This window comes from Paenibacillus brevis, assembly GCF_018919145.1.
Classification (GTDB): Bacteria; Bacillota; Bacilli; order Paenibacillales; family Paenibacillaceae; genus Fontibacillus; species Fontibacillus brevis.
On sequence record NZ_JAHLQJ010000022.1, the window covers coordinates 33,873 to 47,767 of the forward strand.

General features: G+C 47.0%; 20 protein-coding genes. 17 read left to right on the forward strand and 3 right to left on the reverse strand.

The window, feature by feature from the left end; translation table 11 throughout:
* Positions 1–3 precede the first annotated feature (3 nt).
* From KQJ23_RS20120 to KQJ23_RS20130, 3 genes are all read right to left on the reverse strand, one after another.
* On the reverse strand, positions 4–1,671 hold the full coding sequence (locus KQJ23_RS20120; RefSeq protein WP_216480743.1) for an extracellular solute-binding protein: 1,668 nt from the start codon (positions 1,669–1,671) through the stop codon (positions 4–6).
* Positions 1,672–1,701: 30 nt separating this feature from the next.
* Positions 1,702–2,313, reverse strand: a complete 612-nt coding sequence (locus KQJ23_RS20125; RefSeq protein WP_346779434.1) for a carbohydrate ABC transporter permease — start codon at positions 2,311–2,313, stop codon at positions 1,702–1,704.
* Between the two features lie 274 nt (positions 2,314–2,587).
* Positions 2,588–3,496 (reverse strand): ABC transporter permease, encoded by a 909-nt coding sequence (locus tag KQJ23_RS20130; protein ID WP_216480745.1) that lies wholly within the window; start codon positions 3,494–3,496, stop codon positions 2,588–2,590.
* Positions 3,497–3,632: 136 nt separating this feature from the next.
* On the opposite strand from KQJ23_RS20130, the gene KQJ23_RS20135 reads away from it, so the two are divergent.
* From KQJ23_RS20135 to KQJ23_RS20215, 17 genes are all read left to right on the forward strand, one after another.
* The gene (locus KQJ23_RS20135) at positions 3,633–5,396 is read left to right on the forward strand and encodes a cache domain-containing sensor histidine kinase (RefSeq protein ID WP_216480746.1); all 1,764 of its coding nucleotides are present in this window, start codon (positions 3,633–3,635) and stop codon (positions 5,394–5,396) included.
* On the forward strand, positions 5,393–6,910 hold the full coding sequence (locus tag KQJ23_RS20140; RefSeq protein ID WP_216480747.1) for a response regulator transcription factor: 1,518 nt from the start codon (positions 5,393–5,395) through the stop codon (positions 6,908–6,910). The genes KQJ23_RS20135 and KQJ23_RS20140 overlap by 4 nt, the downstream gene beginning before the upstream one ends.
* A 237-nt stretch (positions 6,911–7,147) precedes the next feature.
* Positions 7,148–7,456, forward strand: coding sequence for a 30S ribosomal protein S10 (gene rpsJ / locus KQJ23_RS20145; RefSeq protein ID WP_009226637.1), 309 nt, complete (start codon positions 7,148–7,150; stop codon positions 7,454–7,456).
* A gap of 42 nt (positions 7,457–7,498) precedes the next feature.
* A complete protein-coding gene (rplC, locus tag KQJ23_RS20150; protein WP_216480748.1) occupies positions 7,499–8,122 on the forward strand; it encodes a 50S ribosomal protein L3 in 624 nt (207 codons plus the stop codon).
* A gap of 26 nt (positions 8,123–8,148) precedes the next feature.
* A complete protein-coding gene (gene rplD / locus KQJ23_RS20155; RefSeq protein ID WP_216480749.1) occupies positions 8,149–8,772 on the forward strand; it encodes a 50S ribosomal protein L4 in 624 nt (207 codons plus the stop codon).
* Entirely contained in the window at positions 8,772–9,062 is a 291-nt protein-coding gene (gene rplW / locus KQJ23_RS20160) for a 50S ribosomal protein L23 (protein WP_216480750.1), read from the forward strand. The genes rplD and rplW overlap by 1 nt, the downstream gene beginning before the upstream one ends.
* Before the next feature lie 28 nt (positions 9,063–9,090).
* Positions 9,091–9,921, forward strand: a complete 831-nt coding sequence (rplB, locus tag KQJ23_RS20165) for a 50S ribosomal protein L2 (protein ID WP_216480751.1) — start codon at positions 9,091–9,093, stop codon at positions 9,919–9,921.
* Positions 9,922–9,997: 76 nt separating this feature from the next.
* Positions 9,998–10,276, forward strand: a complete 279-nt coding sequence (gene rpsS, locus KQJ23_RS20170) for a 30S ribosomal protein S19 (RefSeq protein ID WP_044482519.1) — start codon at positions 9,998–10,000, stop codon at positions 10,274–10,276.
* A 37-nt stretch (positions 10,277–10,313) separates the two neighbouring features.
* A complete protein-coding gene (rplV, locus tag KQJ23_RS20175) occupies positions 10,314–10,646 on the forward strand; it encodes a 50S ribosomal protein L22 (protein ID WP_216480752.1) in 333 nt (110 codons plus the stop codon).
* A gap of 13 nt (positions 10,647–10,659) precedes the next feature.
* A complete protein-coding gene (gene rpsC / locus KQJ23_RS20180; protein ID WP_044482517.1) occupies positions 10,660–11,328 on the forward strand; it encodes a 30S ribosomal protein S3 in 669 nt (222 codons plus the stop codon).
* Positions 11,329–11,330: 2 nt separating this feature from the next.
* The gene (rplP, locus tag KQJ23_RS20185) at positions 11,331–11,765 is read left to right on the forward strand and encodes a 50S ribosomal protein L16 (RefSeq protein WP_216480753.1); all 435 of its coding nucleotides are present in this window, start codon (positions 11,331–11,333) and stop codon (positions 11,763–11,765) included.
* On the forward strand, positions 11,755–11,955 hold the full coding sequence (rpmC, locus tag KQJ23_RS20190) for a 50S ribosomal protein L29 (RefSeq protein ID WP_044482515.1): 201 nt from the start codon (positions 11,755–11,757) through the stop codon (positions 11,953–11,955). The genes rplP and rpmC overlap by 11 nt, the downstream gene beginning before the upstream one ends.
* Positions 11,956–12,007: 52 nt before the next feature.
* Positions 12,008–12,274: a 30S ribosomal protein S17 gene (gene rpsQ / locus KQJ23_RS20195; protein ID WP_044482514.1), complete on the forward strand. Its 267-nt coding sequence runs from the start codon at positions 12,008–12,010 to the stop codon at positions 12,272–12,274.
* A 36-nt stretch (positions 12,275–12,310) separates the two neighbouring features.
* Complete coding sequence (rplN, locus tag KQJ23_RS20200) at positions 12,311–12,679, forward strand: 50S ribosomal protein L14 (RefSeq protein WP_044482513.1); 369 nt, start codon at positions 12,311–12,313, stop codon at positions 12,677–12,679.
* 58 nt (positions 12,680–12,737) lie between these two features.
* Positions 12,738–13,091 (forward strand): 50S ribosomal protein L24, encoded by a 354-nt coding sequence (gene rplX / locus KQJ23_RS20205; RefSeq protein ID WP_081671875.1) that lies wholly within the window; start codon positions 12,738–12,740, stop codon positions 13,089–13,091.
* 33 nt (positions 13,092–13,124) lie between these two features.
* Positions 13,125–13,664 (forward strand): 50S ribosomal protein L5, encoded by a 540-nt coding sequence (rplE, locus tag KQJ23_RS20210; RefSeq protein ID WP_212943446.1) that lies wholly within the window; start codon positions 13,125–13,127, stop codon positions 13,662–13,664.
* A 43-nt stretch (positions 13,665–13,707) separates the two neighbouring features.
* Positions 13,708–13,893, forward strand: coding sequence for a type Z 30S ribosomal protein S14 (locus tag KQJ23_RS20215; protein WP_009226651.1), 186 nt, complete (start codon positions 13,708–13,710; stop codon positions 13,891–13,893).
* Positions 13,894–13,895: the final 2 nt, after the last annotated feature.

Consider the following 13,895-nt stretch of genomic DNA (forward strand, 5'->3'; position numbering starts at 1 on the left):
CGACTATTTAAGTATTTCTTCCTGAAGCTTCTTCTGGTCATTGACGATGTTAAAGATATCTTCAGGCATCAGAATATGATCCTTGTTGTCGCTATACCATTTTTGATAGAATTCATCGATCTTCTTGCCGTTGTATTTGTCCCAGGTTGCCTGTGCATCTGCCATTGCCTGTTCAACGGTGTAGCTGGCGCCGCTAACCATAGCGCTTTTAAAGATGTTTGGTATTTCGGTCCCTGCATTTTGCAAATCTACAAGCAGCTCCTGAGGCACGCTTGGCAGGTGCTCACTGTGAGTCAGACCGGGCCAATTTGCCTTTTGATCGATCATGCTATAGAAAATGTCCAGATTGGCTTTGAACATATCCTTGGCTAACTTCTCTTCCGGATTCTCTACATTAAAGGTTCCTGCGATGAAAAAGCATTTGCCACCTTCAGGTACGGAGAATATCATGTTATAATCTTGCCCCAAATAGCCGGTCTCCGTCTTGTTCTTCTCGGGGTCGATGACATTCGGACAGCCATTAGCAGCGTTATTCCAGTGAACGCCCTCTAATCCGCTGGTCAGAGTTCTACCGGTGCTTGGAGTGGATAGAAAATCAATGTATTCCATAATTGCTTTGGGATCCTTGGCGGATCGATTCACGACAGCCGTCATTTGCACGGGATTGTTAATCCAGTTAATAAACTGTCCAATCGGAGAGGAAGGGTACGGGAGAATAGCCAACTCAGCATCAGGTACATTCGCTTTGAGCGTTCCATAGTCGGCAACCCATAATCTGTTCCAGAGGCTGGTGTTCGCCTGAGTGAAATAGATGCCGGTTTTACCATTCAGGAAATCCTGGCGAGCTTTGGCTCCGTTATTGTCAGTGATGAAGTCTTTATCAATAATTCCCTCATCAAATAGCTGCTTAACAAATGCCGTATGGTATTTGTGATTATCCCATTGCCGTACCAGTTCACCATTCACATCGATATAGGAATTATTTAAGCCGCCTCCGCCGAATACATCGGACAGACCAGCTCCGATATTAAGTCCATACGTGTCCTTCTTGCCGTTTCCGTCGGGATCCTTCTCAGCAAAAGCCTTCGCCACCTGATATAGCTCCTCAGTTGTTGTGGGAGCGGTCAGATTTAACTTGTCCAGCCAATCCTGCCGGATGACCGCAATGTTCTGCGGGATCGCTTCATTTAGCTTTCCGAACTCATACATTTTGCCATCCGATTTAAGGGCGGCCTGCTTGAGAATAGGATTCTCCTCAATCAGCTTTTTGTAGACGGTACTGTATTCATTGATCATGTCATCAAGAGGCATCAATTGCTTTTGATCATAAAGCGGATTCTTAATATTCGGATCGAATTCAAAGATTAGATCAGGTGCGCTGCCAGATGCAAAAAGAGTGTTCAGCTTTTGCTTTGATTCTGTGCGCGGAACGGCTACGAAGGTCACATTTGTTGGACTGTTTTCATTAATCCACTCCGTCCAGCGGTTCTCCTCCATCGTACCTTCGGAGGCTGGGATCAGTCCGCGATCATAGACGGTGGCGCTGATGGAGCCCTTCTTCGACGGAGAGCCTTCGCTGGTTTGGCTTTCCTTACCACACGCTGTAGCAACTGTGAAGAGAGTCAGCATGGCACAGGTCAGGATGGCGGTTCGCTTATTAAATGGAAACATAATAAATTTCTCCTCTACTATATAATCGGATCAGCCTTTAACAGACCCCAACATTACGCCCTGTACAAAATATCTTTGCAGGAATGGATAGATAAGAACCATGGGCAGGATGAGCACAATGATACCAGCTGATTTGATACCTTCAGGTATCAGTTGGGTGGCCGTCACATCGTTGGCCAGCGCTTCGGTTAGGAGCGATTGGCTCTGAATCATTTGCTGGATTAGAACGGTGATGGTGTATTTGTGCGTCGAGTTGATGTAAATCAACACACTCATGAAAGAGTTCCAGTAGCCTACCCCATAGAATAGCAGCAAGGTAGCGATCACCGGCATGGATAGCGGAAGAATGATCTTGCTCATCAGCTTCCATTCGTTGCAGCCGTCGATCCGGGCGGCATCTTCAACCTCGGAGGAAATCCCCTCGAAATACGAGCGCATAATGAGCATATTGAAGGTGCTGATTACACCTGGCATCCAGATGGCCCAGTATGTATCAATCAATCCGAGTGATTTGACAACCAGATAGGTAGGAATCAACCCTCCGCTAAATACCATTGTAAAGAGAATTAGCAGGGTAAATACCCGTCTGCCGAAAAAATATTTCTTGGAAAGCGGGTAAGCGGCACAAATGGTAAAAGCCATCGACAGGAGCACTCCGCCTATCGTTAATAGGAGGCCGTTACCCAGAGCGCTTAAGATTCGTGTCCCTTTGAACAATGTTTCATAACTCTGAAGAGTTATATCTACAGGCCAAAGGAGTACCCGACCCGATTCGACAGCCTGCTTCCCGCTTAGGGAAATGGAGAGGATGTTGAGAACGGGAGCTAAGCAAGAGATTGCAATCAGCAGCAGGATAAAGGAAATGATGATTCTTGAGATTTTGTCTCCATTAGATTCGCTCAATTTTGAATTCACCTCAGAACAGATGGTTATCGAATTTTTTGGCTATCAGGTTAGCTCCAAGAATGAAGATGAAGGCTACGACGGATTCAAAGAATCCAAGTGCTGCCGTCAGACTGAACTGCCCGCCCTGTATACCCATTGAAAAAATATACGTGCTGATGACCTCGGAGATTTGCGAGACCATCGCGTTCCGCAGGTTATAAATCTGGTCAAAGCCTACCTCCAGAATTCTGCCCATAGACAGAATCAACACCAGAATAATAGTGCCCCTTATACCGGGCAAGGTAACATGCCAGGTTCGTCGCCATTTCGTCGCTCCATCGATGGAAGCTGCTTCGTATAGAGAAGGTGAGATGGATGTCAGTGCAGCCAGATAAATGATAGTGCTGAACCCCATCTCCTTCCAGATCCCGGCTCCGACGAAGATGGATACCCAAGAGAAATGGCGGTACAGAAATGGATAGGGCTCCCCATAGTGCTGGGTAATCCATTGGTTGATAAATCCGGATTCCAGGGAGAAGATCGTCACAACCATGCCCCCCACAATAACCCAGGAGAAAAAGTGAGGCAGGTATACAAGCGTCTGCACCAGGCGTTTGTACCACATCTTCTTGACGCTGTTGAGCAGCAAGGCCAGAATAATCGGAACAGGGAACCCGACGATCAAATTCAAGAAGCTAAGCCACAGCGTATTCCAGATGATGAGCAGCGTCTTGTCGGTGCTGAACAGCATCTGGAAGTTCTTCAACCCCACCCAGGGACTATGCAAGATGCCATCGAAGAAGTTATAGTTCTGAAAAGCAATGACTAATCCACCTATTGGCAAATATCGAAAAATCAGATAATATGCAATTACTGGCGCAAACATGACGTATAGCGGGATGTTCTTTTGGAATAAAGCTCCTCTAAACAATTTCCTCATGCTAGAATTTCACCTCCTTCGTTGTGGTTGCTTCTATGGTACCCCCTTTCATTCGCTCATCTCTTTAAATATAATTGGCAGTACTTTTGCTTAAATTAGATAGTTATAGATTAAGCAGCTTGGGAGGTACATATTGTTGAAAACGTTTTCCCCAACCCGAAGCCTGATTGTCAAGCTTATATGCAGCTTCTCGCTCATTGTGATTGCCACTTCTGCTATTTCAGGTCTGATCATTTACCGGTCTAATCAGACTTTGTTTCAGGAGGAGATTAAAAACCAATTTTTCAAAACCAACGAACAAAGCCTGCAAAGAATCAATCAGAGCGTTCACGAGGTGGAACGGATAACCCAATCCATCGTGTTTCAGCCCACGGTTGTCGAGATATTGATGGGTACTACCGGCCCCATGGATAAGGTGCATGGCTTGCAATCTCTGTATGAGGTCGTCTCCCAGGCCAAACTGGATGCCCCGGATATCCGGGCCATGTTTATTTATAATCTGCAGGGTGATAGCTACTACAATGCCAACTACGGAGCCGTGTCTATGCTGGACACCGAGGCTCGCAGCTACATTGATCAAGAACTGGAAGGGACGAGAGGGGCTTTGACCTGGTTCAGGATGAAGCTGGCCAGTTCAGCGGATCCTGATGGATACCGGACGATGATCATTGCCGCACGGCTGATGAAGAGCACCTGGCAGGAAACCTACGGTACTCTGGTGTTGGTGCTGGATGAAGGATTTTTCTCAGAAGTGACAGCGGAGCTGGAAGGAGAAAGCGGCAAGGTTTATTTGCTGGATAAGAAGGACCGCGTGCTGTTCACCGGGCAGCAGCGGCTCGATCCGGTGCTGGATGAGATTCCATTGCAATATGCTGACGAGGAGTCGGAGTCGGTGGTCCGGGCTACCGAAGAGGGGAACTATTTATTTGTGAAGAAGGAGTCGAGCTCGGGTAATTTCAAATTGGTCAGCGGATTATCTCTGCGGGAGATGGACAAGCGGAATAGTGATATTTTCAAGACAATTGTATTGTCAGGGCTTATCAGTATCTTGCTCACCAGTCTGCTTCTGGCCATGGCCAGTTCCAGGCTGCTCCGCCCGCTCAGGGAGCTGGTAGTCAGTATGAGAAGAATCCGTTATGGCCAGATGAATGCGAGAGTCGAGGTCCGTACCAAAGACGAGCTGGCGTTTCTGGGGGAAACGTTCAATGACATGATCGATCATATTCATACCTTGATCAATGAAGTGCTGTTGAAGCAATTGCGTGAGAAGGAAGCGGAGCTAAGGACCTTGCAGGCGCAGCTTAATCCGCATTTTCTGTACAATATCTTCAATGAAATCTATTGGAAGCTGTACTTGCAGAATGTCAAGGATACGGCCAATATTATCAAGTCACTCTCTAACATTCTGCAGTATTCTTTAAAGCCTATTGAGCTGCCTAGTACACTGCATGAGGAAATGGAGCAGATCAAAAGCTATATTGCGATTCAGATGGAGCTGTTTCATCCGGAACTGGAACTGACTATTCAAGTAGAAGAGGCAGCGGCCGAATGTCCGATTCAACGGCTCATTTTGCAGCCAACAATCGAGAATATATTCGTTCATGCCTTCGAGCGAAAAATGAATGCGGGTAATAAAAAGCTAAGCATACATGCTTATTTGGAACGGAATATACTGCGAATTGATATAGCGGATAACGGGAAGGGTATCGAGCCGGAGCTTCTGCAGAGGCTGCAGGATCCCTCTCACGATATTCTGAACGAACATTTGGGTGTACAGAATGTGAAACGGAGAATTCATCTTGTTCATGGCGGTTCATACGGCCTTGAATTTGCCAGCCGAATTGATGGTGGTACATTGATCAGCTATATCTTGCCCATGGGGAAGGAGGAGCAGGCATGAAGAGGACGATTTTGATCGTAGAGGATCAGCCCAATTTCCGTGAGGGATTGAAATTTTTTATCCAGCAGAAGTCTATGGAATGGCAGGTGATCGGCGAGGCGGAGACGGGCGAGGAAGGCTGGCGCAAGATCATCCAGCTGCAGCCGGACCTGGTGCTGATGGATATACATATGCCATTAATGAGCGGTATTGAGCTGGCAAGGAAGATTCACGATCATCAAGTCGATGCCCTCTTCGTAATGATTACGGGCTATCAGGATTTCCATTATGCTCAGTCCGCGCTGCGTTATGGGGCAATGGATTTTCTGCTGAAGCCATGTACTGACGGGGATATTTCCCGTGTTCTTCGTGCCGCTACAGGCAGACTTGAAAGTAAAAGCACGGTGCAAAGAGCTGCGAGAGAGCTGCTGCTGCGTTCTATTCTGTTGAAAATTCAAATGAACGAAGAGATTGCAGCCCGATATGAGCGGTTGTTCATAGGCCAGCAACTGTGGCTGGTTGATGTACGTGACTATTTTCCCGAGGAGAAGCGTTACCGGCAAGAAGATATGTATCTGCTTCAATACGGAATTCTGAATATTATCCAGGAGCTTGCTTGCAAGGAGGGAGTGCGGGTAGAACTTCTGGTTCTGACTGCTGATCGATTTGTGCTGTCGGCCGAAGTGAATGGGTTACCCGAAGCTTGGTGGGATCAATCGGTGAAGGCAGTGAGAGAATTTCTCGGCATTGAAATGGACAGCGTCTTTCTGGGAGAATGTACGAATGCCTATTCCTTACTTGAAGCTTATACGGGGGTTGGCGAGGGCAAGGATAAGGGGTGGTGGTCCCCATCGCCTTCTTCCGGAGAACTCAACGGCTATCAGGCAGCTCAAGATATCAAGAATGAGATTATGGATTTAATTGTATCCGGAGAAGAAGGGCGTCTCGAAGATTATTTTGCAGGAACCCTCCGTCAGCTATCGCAGCATCCTACAGCAGAAAGTAAAATCAGAGCGGTTAATCAGGCCATGGCACTGAATCAGGCTATGGCGCTCCTGAGCCTGTCTCCGCAGCCTGTCCAACCGGTGGCGGAATTGCTTGATCATGTCCGTGGTCTTCGCAATTCCTTACAGGTGGCTGAGTGGCTTGGTGAGGAATATCAGAGCTTTGTACTCTGGCTGAAGCAATGGAAGCAACCATTAAACCGGAATACGAATCCGATGGAGCAGGCCTGTGAATATATCCGCCAGCACTATATGGATGAACTTTCAGTCAAGCAGGTGGCAGAGCATATTCATTTGAATCCGAGCTATTTCAGCACACTCTTCAAGAAGGAGACGGGAGAGACCTTTACGGGGTATGTCAACAAGCTGAAACTTCAACGGGCTCAGGTGCTGCTCAGGAATACCGATATGAAAATGACGGATATTTGTCAGGCTGTAGGGTTTGAGGACTCCACGTATTTTTCAAGTGTTTTCAAAAAGTATTTTCACATGTCTCCGAGCGAATTTCGTCAGAATAAGCAATTTGAATGAGCTATGATATTATCTTTCTTCTATATATATGTCACGCAGAAATGGAGGATAAATAATTTATAATTTCTGCTTGCAATGGGCCGGGCTTTTCTATATAATAATGAATGTTGTTCTGTGACTGTGCGATGATGTGAGAGGTTACTGACACACCCGGCCCCTTTGCCATGGGAAAGGTGGTCAGAAAATTTTCACGGAGTATGTCCGATACTAAATTGGGCGATAGAAGGAGGGACTAAAATGGCAAAGCAAAAAATTCGTATTCGTTTGAAAGCTTACGACCACAGAATTCTTGATCAATCCGCAGAGAAAATCGTTGAAACAGCAAAACGTTCGGGTGCAGGTGTTTCCGGACCGATTCCGCTGCCAACTGAGAAGCAAGTGATTACTATTCTCCGCGCGGTACACAAGTACAAGGATTCCCGGGAGCAATTCGAGCAACGCACTCATAAGCGTCTGATCGACATTGTTAATCCGACTCCACAAACTGTGGATGCCTTGATGCGCTTGGACCTGCCGTCCGGTGTAGATATCGAAATCAAATTGTAATCCCATTATGTAATGGAATAGGAAAGGAAAAGAGGTGTCAACATGAAAGGTATCTTAGGGAAAAAACTTGGAATGACTCAAGTGTTTACTCCGGAAGGGAACGTAGTTCCTGTAACGGTTATCGAAGCAAGTGGCAACGTAGTTCTTCAAAAGAAAGACCTGGAGAATGACGGCTACGAAGCGATCCAGCTCGGTTACTCCGATAAGAAGGAAGCAAGAGCTAACAAACCTGAAGTAGGCCATGCTAAAAAGGCTGGTGCTGCTCCTAAGCGCTACGTTCGCGAAGTTCGCGGTGTTGATCTGGCAGGATTCGAGGTTGGCCAAGAGGTCAAGGTCGATATTTTTGCAGAAGGCGAATTTGTTGACGTAACAGGTATTTCGAAGGGTAAAGGATTCCAAGGTAACATCAAGCGTTGGGGACAAAGCCGTGGCCCTATGTCACACGGTTCCCGTTATCATCGCAGACCGGGCTCCATGGGTTCGATTCAAGCGAACCGCGTTCCGAAGGGCAAGCACCTTCCAGGACACATGGGTAGTGAAACGGTTACGATTCAACACCTTGAAGTGGTGAAAGTCGATGTGGAACGTAATGTTCTGCTTGTAAAAGGCTCGATCCCAGGTCCTAAAAATAGCTTTGTAAAAGTAAGACAAACAATTAAGAAATAATTGACGAAAGAAAGGAGGAACAACAAATGCCAAAAGTAGCACTATTTAATGTTAGTGGTAGCCAAGTTGGCGAAGTTGAGCTGAACGACGCGGTATTCGGTATCGAACCTAATACTCATGTTCTTCATGAAGCAGTCGTTATGCAGCGCGCTTCCCTGCGTTTTGGTACCCATAAAGTAAAAGGACGCTCTGAAGTTCGTGGCGGCGGCCGTAAACCTTGGAAGCAAAAAGGTACGGGTCGTGCTCGTCAAGGCTCCATCCGCTCTCCACAATGGGTAGGCGGTGGTGTGGTATTCGGACCAACTCCACGCAGCTATTCCTACAAATTGCCGAAGAAAGTACGTCGTTTGGCGATTAAATCGGCTCTTTCCGCAAAAGTGATCGATCAGGACATCATCGTATTGGATGCATTGACCCTGAGCGCTCCTAAGACGAAAGAATTCGCAGCGATTTTGAACAACCTGAAGGTTGATCGTAAAGCTCTCGTTGTAGCTCCTTCTTATGATGATAACGTGGCGCTTTCCGCTCGTAACATTCCGGGTGTGAAATTCGTAGCGGCTGACGGCATTAATGTTCTTGATGTGCTCTCGCACGACAAGCTGATCATTACGAAGGAAGCAGTTCAGAAGGTAGAGGAGGTGCTCGCGTAATGAAAGATCCTCGTGATATTATCAAGCGTCCGGTGATTACGGAACGTACGGCTGACTACATGAACGATTTGAAATATGTGTTCGAAGTAGACATCAAAGCTAATAAGACCGAAATCAAGAAAGCTGTAGAAGCGATCTTTAATGTAAAAGTGAGCAATGTAAATACCTTGCGTGTACCTGCCAAGCCTAAACGGTACGGACGTCACTTCGGATATACTCCGGAATGGAAGAAAGCGTTCGTTACTTTGGCGGAAGGCAGCAAGCCGCTTGAGTTTTTTGAATCGGTATAAAAATCGTTAAAGTAAGGAGGGAAATCTAGTGCCTATCAAAAAGTTTAAACCGACATCTCCGGCAAGACGCGGCATGTCCGTGTCCACATTCGAAGACATCACCACGGATCAACCGGAGAAATCTTTGCTGGCTCCGCTGAGCAAAACAGCTGGCCGCAACAACCAAGGTAAAATTACGGTTCGTCACCATGGCGGCGGACATAAGCGTAAATACCGTATCATCGACTTCAAACGGAACAAAGATGGAATTCCAGGCCGCGTTGCTACGATCGAGTATGACCCGAACCGGACTTCCAATATCGCTTTGATCCACTATGCCGACGGTGAAAAACGTTACATCCTGGCGCCTAAGGGCTTGAAGGTTGGCGACGTAATCGAGTCTGGCGTGGGTTCCGACATCAAGATCGGTAACGCATTGCCGCTTGAAAATATTCCTGTAGGTACAGTTATCCACAACATCGAGTTGAAGCCTGGCAAGGGTGGACAGTTGGTTCGCGCAGCCGGCACAGAAGCTCAGTTGCTGGGTAAAGAAGAGAAATATGTAACGATCCGCCTTTCCTCTGGCGAAGTTCGTAAAGTCCTGAAAGTTTGCCGCGCTACCATCGGTGCTGTAGGCAACGGCGACCACGAGCTCATCAAGATTGGTAAAGCCGGACGTAACCGTTGGCTCGGACAACGTCCTGAAGTACGCGGTGTCGTCATGAACCCTAACGATCACCCTCACGGTGGTGGTGAAGGTCGCGCTCCGATCGGACGTAAATCTCCATTGTCTCCTTGGGGCAAACCGACCCTTGGTTACAAGACTCGTAAAAAAGGTAAAGCATCCGATAAATATATCGTTCGCCGCCGCACGAAGTAATCCGCGCTTAGCGGATCACTTCGCGGCAGTGGATGAACTAAGGATTCAAGCAGCGTAACGAAGGGAGGATAAAAAAATGAGTCGCAGTCTTAAAAAAGGACCATTTATCGATGGATACCTGCTCAAGAAAGTGGAAGAAGTGAACGCTTCGAACAAGAAGGTCGTGATCAAGACCTGGTCCCGTCGTTCCACCATCTTCCCGCAATTCATTGGCCATACGTTCGGTGTATATGACGGCCGCAAGCATGTTCCGGTTTATGTGACTGAGGATATGGTTGGACACAAGTTGGGTGAGTTCGCTCCAACACGTACCTACAAAGGTCATACGGACGACGATAAGAAAACGAGACGCTAATAACGATAAGTTCTTCGTTTGAGAGGAGGTAACACACATGGAAGCTAAAGCATCTGCAAATCAAGTGCGCATCGCCCCGCGTAAGGCTCAACTCGTTGTCGATTTAATCCGCGGTAAGCAAGTTGGCGACGCGATCGCGATTCTCCGCCATACGCCAAAGGCGGCTTCCCCGATTGTGGAGAAGCTTTTGAACTCGGCGATTGCCAATGCTGAACATAACTATTCTATGGATGTAAATAAATTGGTTATTACGCAAGCTTACGTAAACCAAGGTCCGACAATGAAGCGTTTCCGCCCTCGTGCAATGGGACGTGCAAGCCGGATCAACAAACGCACCAGCCACATTACTTTGGTGGTATCCGAAAAATAAGGAGGGAAAACGTGTGGGCCAAAAGGTAAATCCGGTCGGATTACGGGTAGGTATTATCCGTGATTGGGAATCGAAATGGTACGCAGGCAAAGATTTTGGTGATCTTCTGCTTGAAGACGTGAAAATCCGTGAATACTTGAAAAATAAATTGAAAGACTCCGCTGTATCTCGTATTGAGATCGAGAGAGCAGCAAGTCGCGTGAACGTGACTATCCACACTGCAAAGCCGGGTATGGTAATCGGTAAAGGCGGTTCGGAAGTTGAAAACCTCCGCAATGAGATCACTAAGATCGCTGGCGGCAAAAAAGTTCACATCAATATCTCTGAAATCAAACACCCTGATCTTGACGCGATTCTTGTCGCAGAAAGCATTGCACAACAACTGGAACGTCGTGTTTCTTTCCGTCGTGCACTGAAACAAGCGATTCAAAGAACAATGCGTTCGGGAGCAAAAGGGATTAAGACAGCAGTCAGCGGTCGTCTCGGCGGTGCTGAAATTGCTCGTACAGAAGGCTACAGTGAAGGAACTGTTCCACTTCATACGCTCCGCGCCGACATTGATTACGGTACGGCAGAAGCTCATACGACTTATGGACGTATCGGCGTAAAAGTATGGATCTATCGTGGAGAGGTTCTTCCTACGGCTAAGAAACAACAAGCTGTTCAGGAAGGAGGCAACTAATCATGTTGGTACCTAAACGTGTAAAACACCGCAAGCAACAACGCGGTCATATGAAAGGCCAAGCTAAAGGCGGCACTGAATTGAACTTCGGTGAATACGGCTTGCAAGCTTTGGAACCTACTTGGATTACGAACCGTCAAATCGAAGCAGCGCGTATCGCGATGACTCGTTACATCAAGCGTGGCGGTAAAGTATGGATTAAGATTTTCCCTGACAAGCCGATTACTCAAAAGCCTCTTGAAGTCCGGATGGGTAGCGGTAAAGGTAACGTAGAAAAATGGGTCGCAGTTGTGAAGCCTGGTAAGATCATGTTCGAACTTGCCGGTGTATCGGAGGAAATCGCGCGTGAAGCTATGCGTCTTGCCGCCCACAAACTGCCGATCAAAACGAAGTTTGTGAAACGTGAAGAATTGGGTGGTGAAGCAAATGAAAGCTAATGAACTTCGCAACTTAACCACTGCTGAGATTGAACAAAAAGTCGCAGGCTTTAAAGAAGAACTCTTTAACCTTCGTTTTCAATTGGCTACGGGCCAACTTGACAACCCGACTCGGATCCGCGATGTGCGTAAGGAAATAGCTCGTGCTAAAACCGTATTACGTGAAAGAGAACTTGGGATCATCAGTTAATTAATGCGCGCAGCGTGAAGCAAAGCGCCTAAGTCCAGGAAGGAGGCTAACCATGAGCGAAGAGCGCAACAGCCGTAAAGTGCAAATTGGTAAAGTCGTCAGCGACAAGATGGATAAGACAATCGTCGTTGCTGTTGAAACCTATAAGAAGCATGATCTGTACCACAAACGCATTAAGTATACGAAGAAATTCAAAGCGCATGATGAGAACAACACTGCGCAAATCGGTGATACTGTGAAGATTGCTGAGACTCGTCCTTTGTCTAAAGACAAGCGTTGGAGACTCGTTGAAATCGTTGAGAAGGCAGTAATCATCTAATAGCAAGATAGCTTAGACTGAAAGGAGGAACTTTCCATGATTCAACCATTTACACGTTTGCAAGTTGCAGACAACTCCGGCGCGAAGGAATTGATGTGTATTCGTGTTCTGGGCGGTACGGGTCGTCGCACGGCTCAAATCGGTGACCTGATCGTATGCTCTGTGAAACAAGCAACACCAGGGGGCGTTGTCAAAAAAGGTGATGTGGTCAAAGCGGTTGTCGTTCGCACAAAGCGTTCGGTTCGCCGTAAAGACGGTTCTTACATTGCATTTGATGAGAACGCAGCGGTTGTAGTGAAAGAAGACAAGAGCCCTCGCGGTACTCGTATTTTCGGACCTGTTGCTCGTGAACTGCGCGACAGAGATTTCATGAAAATCGTTTCCTTGGCTCCGGAAGTTATCTAATACGCCCCAGCGTAAGGGGATTGTTTAATAAGCCGACGAAACAGGAGGTGTAAGTGAAATGCCAAGATTGAAAAAAGTTCTGGAATCCCACAACAACAAGCTGCATGTCAAGAAGGACGATAACGTTATCGTGATCTCCGGTAAGGACAAAGGCAAGAAGGGCCGCGTTATCGCTGCTTATCCACGTGAAAATCGTGTGCTGGTTGAAGGTGTGAACATGGTGAAAAAACACCAGAAGCCGAACCAACTCAACCCGCAAGGCGGCATCATCGAAAAGGAAGCTCCGATTCACGTATCGAACGTTATGCACGTTGATCCTAAGAGCGGAAAAGTAACCCGTATCGGTTACAAGGTATTGGACAACGGCAAGAAAGTTCGTGTTGCGAAGAGATCCGGAGAAGTGATCGATTAATCCAGGAACGAGAAGAAAGGAGGTCCATGATTCATGGCAAGATTGAAAGAACGTTTTTTGAACGAAGTTACACCTGCTTTGATTCAAAAATTCAACTATACAACTGTAATGCAAGTGCCTAAAGTCGAGAAGGTTGTTATCAACATGGGTGTTGGCGATGCTGTTGCCAACTCGAAGGTACTTGATTCCGCTGTGAACGACATGCAGCTGATTTCTGGTCAAAAGCCGGTTATCACTCGTGCGAAGAAGTCGATCGCAGGCTTCAAGCTTCGTGAGAATATGCCAATTGGCGTGAAAGTAACATTGCGCGGTGAGCGTATGTATTACTTCCTCGACAAGTTGTTCAATGTAACGCTTCCACGCGTTCGTGACTTCCAAGGCGTATCGACGAAAGCATTTGACGGCCGCGGCAACTATACACTCGGTTTGAAGGAACAATTGATCTTCCCGGAAATCGAGTATGACAAGGTTGATAAAGTGCGCGGTATGGATATCGTTATCGTAACTACGGCTAAAACCGATGAAGAATCCCGCGAACTGCTGAGCGGACTCGGAATGCCTTTTGCGAAATAAGCATCATTTTTTCTCCGATACTATTTAGGAGGTGTCAGGCTAAGTGGCAAAAACTTCGATGAAAGTTAAACAGCAACGCACTCCGAAATTCAAAGTACGGGCTTACACCCGTTGCGAGCGTTGCGGTCGTCCACATTCGGTATTGCAAAAGTACAAAATTTGCAGAATTTGTTTCCGTGAATTAGCTTATAAAGGCCAGATTCCTGGCGTGAAAAAAGCAAGCTGGTAATC

Excerpts from the sequence above, each read along its gene's own strand:
- KQJ23_RS20120 (WP_216480743.1), bottom strand. The coding sequence starts at position 1,671 with ATGTTTCCATTTAATAAGCGAACCGCCATCCTGACCTGTGCCATGCTG.
- KQJ23_RS20125 (WP_346779434.1), bottom strand. The coding sequence starts at position 2,313 with ATGGCTTTTACCATTTGTGCCGCTTACCCGCTTTCCAAGAAATATTTT.
- KQJ23_RS20130 (WP_216480745.1), bottom strand. The coding sequence starts at position 3,496 with ATGAGGAAATTGTTTAGAGGAGCTTTATTCCAAAAGAACATCCCGCTA.
- KQJ23_RS20140 (WP_216480747.1), top strand. The coding sequence starts at position 5,393 with ATGAAGAGGACGATTTTGATCGTAGAGGATCAGCCCAATTTCCGTGAG.
- rpsJ (WP_009226637.1), top strand. The coding sequence starts at position 7,148 with ATGGCAAAGCAAAAAATTCGTATTCGTTTGAAAGCTTACGACCACAGA.
- rplC (WP_216480748.1), top strand. The coding sequence starts at position 7,499 with ATGAAAGGTATCTTAGGGAAAAAACTTGGAATGACTCAAGTGTTTACT.
- rplD (WP_216480749.1), top strand. The coding sequence starts at position 8,149 with ATGCCAAAAGTAGCACTATTTAATGTTAGTGGTAGCCAAGTTGGCGAA.
- rplW (WP_216480750.1), top strand. The coding sequence starts at position 8,772 with ATGAAAGATCCTCGTGATATTATCAAGCGTCCGGTGATTACGGAACGT.
- rpsS (WP_044482519.1), top strand. The coding sequence starts at position 9,998 with ATGAGTCGCAGTCTTAAAAAAGGACCATTTATCGATGGATACCTGCTC.
- rplV (WP_216480752.1), top strand. The coding sequence starts at position 10,314 with ATGGAAGCTAAAGCATCTGCAAATCAAGTGCGCATCGCCCCGCGTAAG.
- rplP (WP_216480753.1), top strand. The coding sequence starts at position 11,331 with ATGTTGGTACCTAAACGTGTAAAACACCGCAAGCAACAACGCGGTCAT.
- rpmC (WP_044482515.1), top strand. The coding sequence starts at position 11,755 with ATGAAAGCTAATGAACTTCGCAACTTAACCACTGCTGAGATTGAACAA.
- rpsQ (WP_044482514.1), top strand. The coding sequence starts at position 12,008 with ATGAGCGAAGAGCGCAACAGCCGTAAAGTGCAAATTGGTAAAGTCGTC.
- rplN (WP_044482513.1), top strand. The coding sequence starts at position 12,311 with ATGATTCAACCATTTACACGTTTGCAAGTTGCAGACAACTCCGGCGCG.
- rplX (WP_081671875.1), top strand. The coding sequence starts at position 12,738 with ATGCCAAGATTGAAAAAAGTTCTGGAATCCCACAACAACAAGCTGCAT.
- rplE (WP_212943446.1), top strand. The coding sequence starts at position 13,125 with ATGGCAAGATTGAAAGAACGTTTTTTGAACGAAGTTACACCTGCTTTG.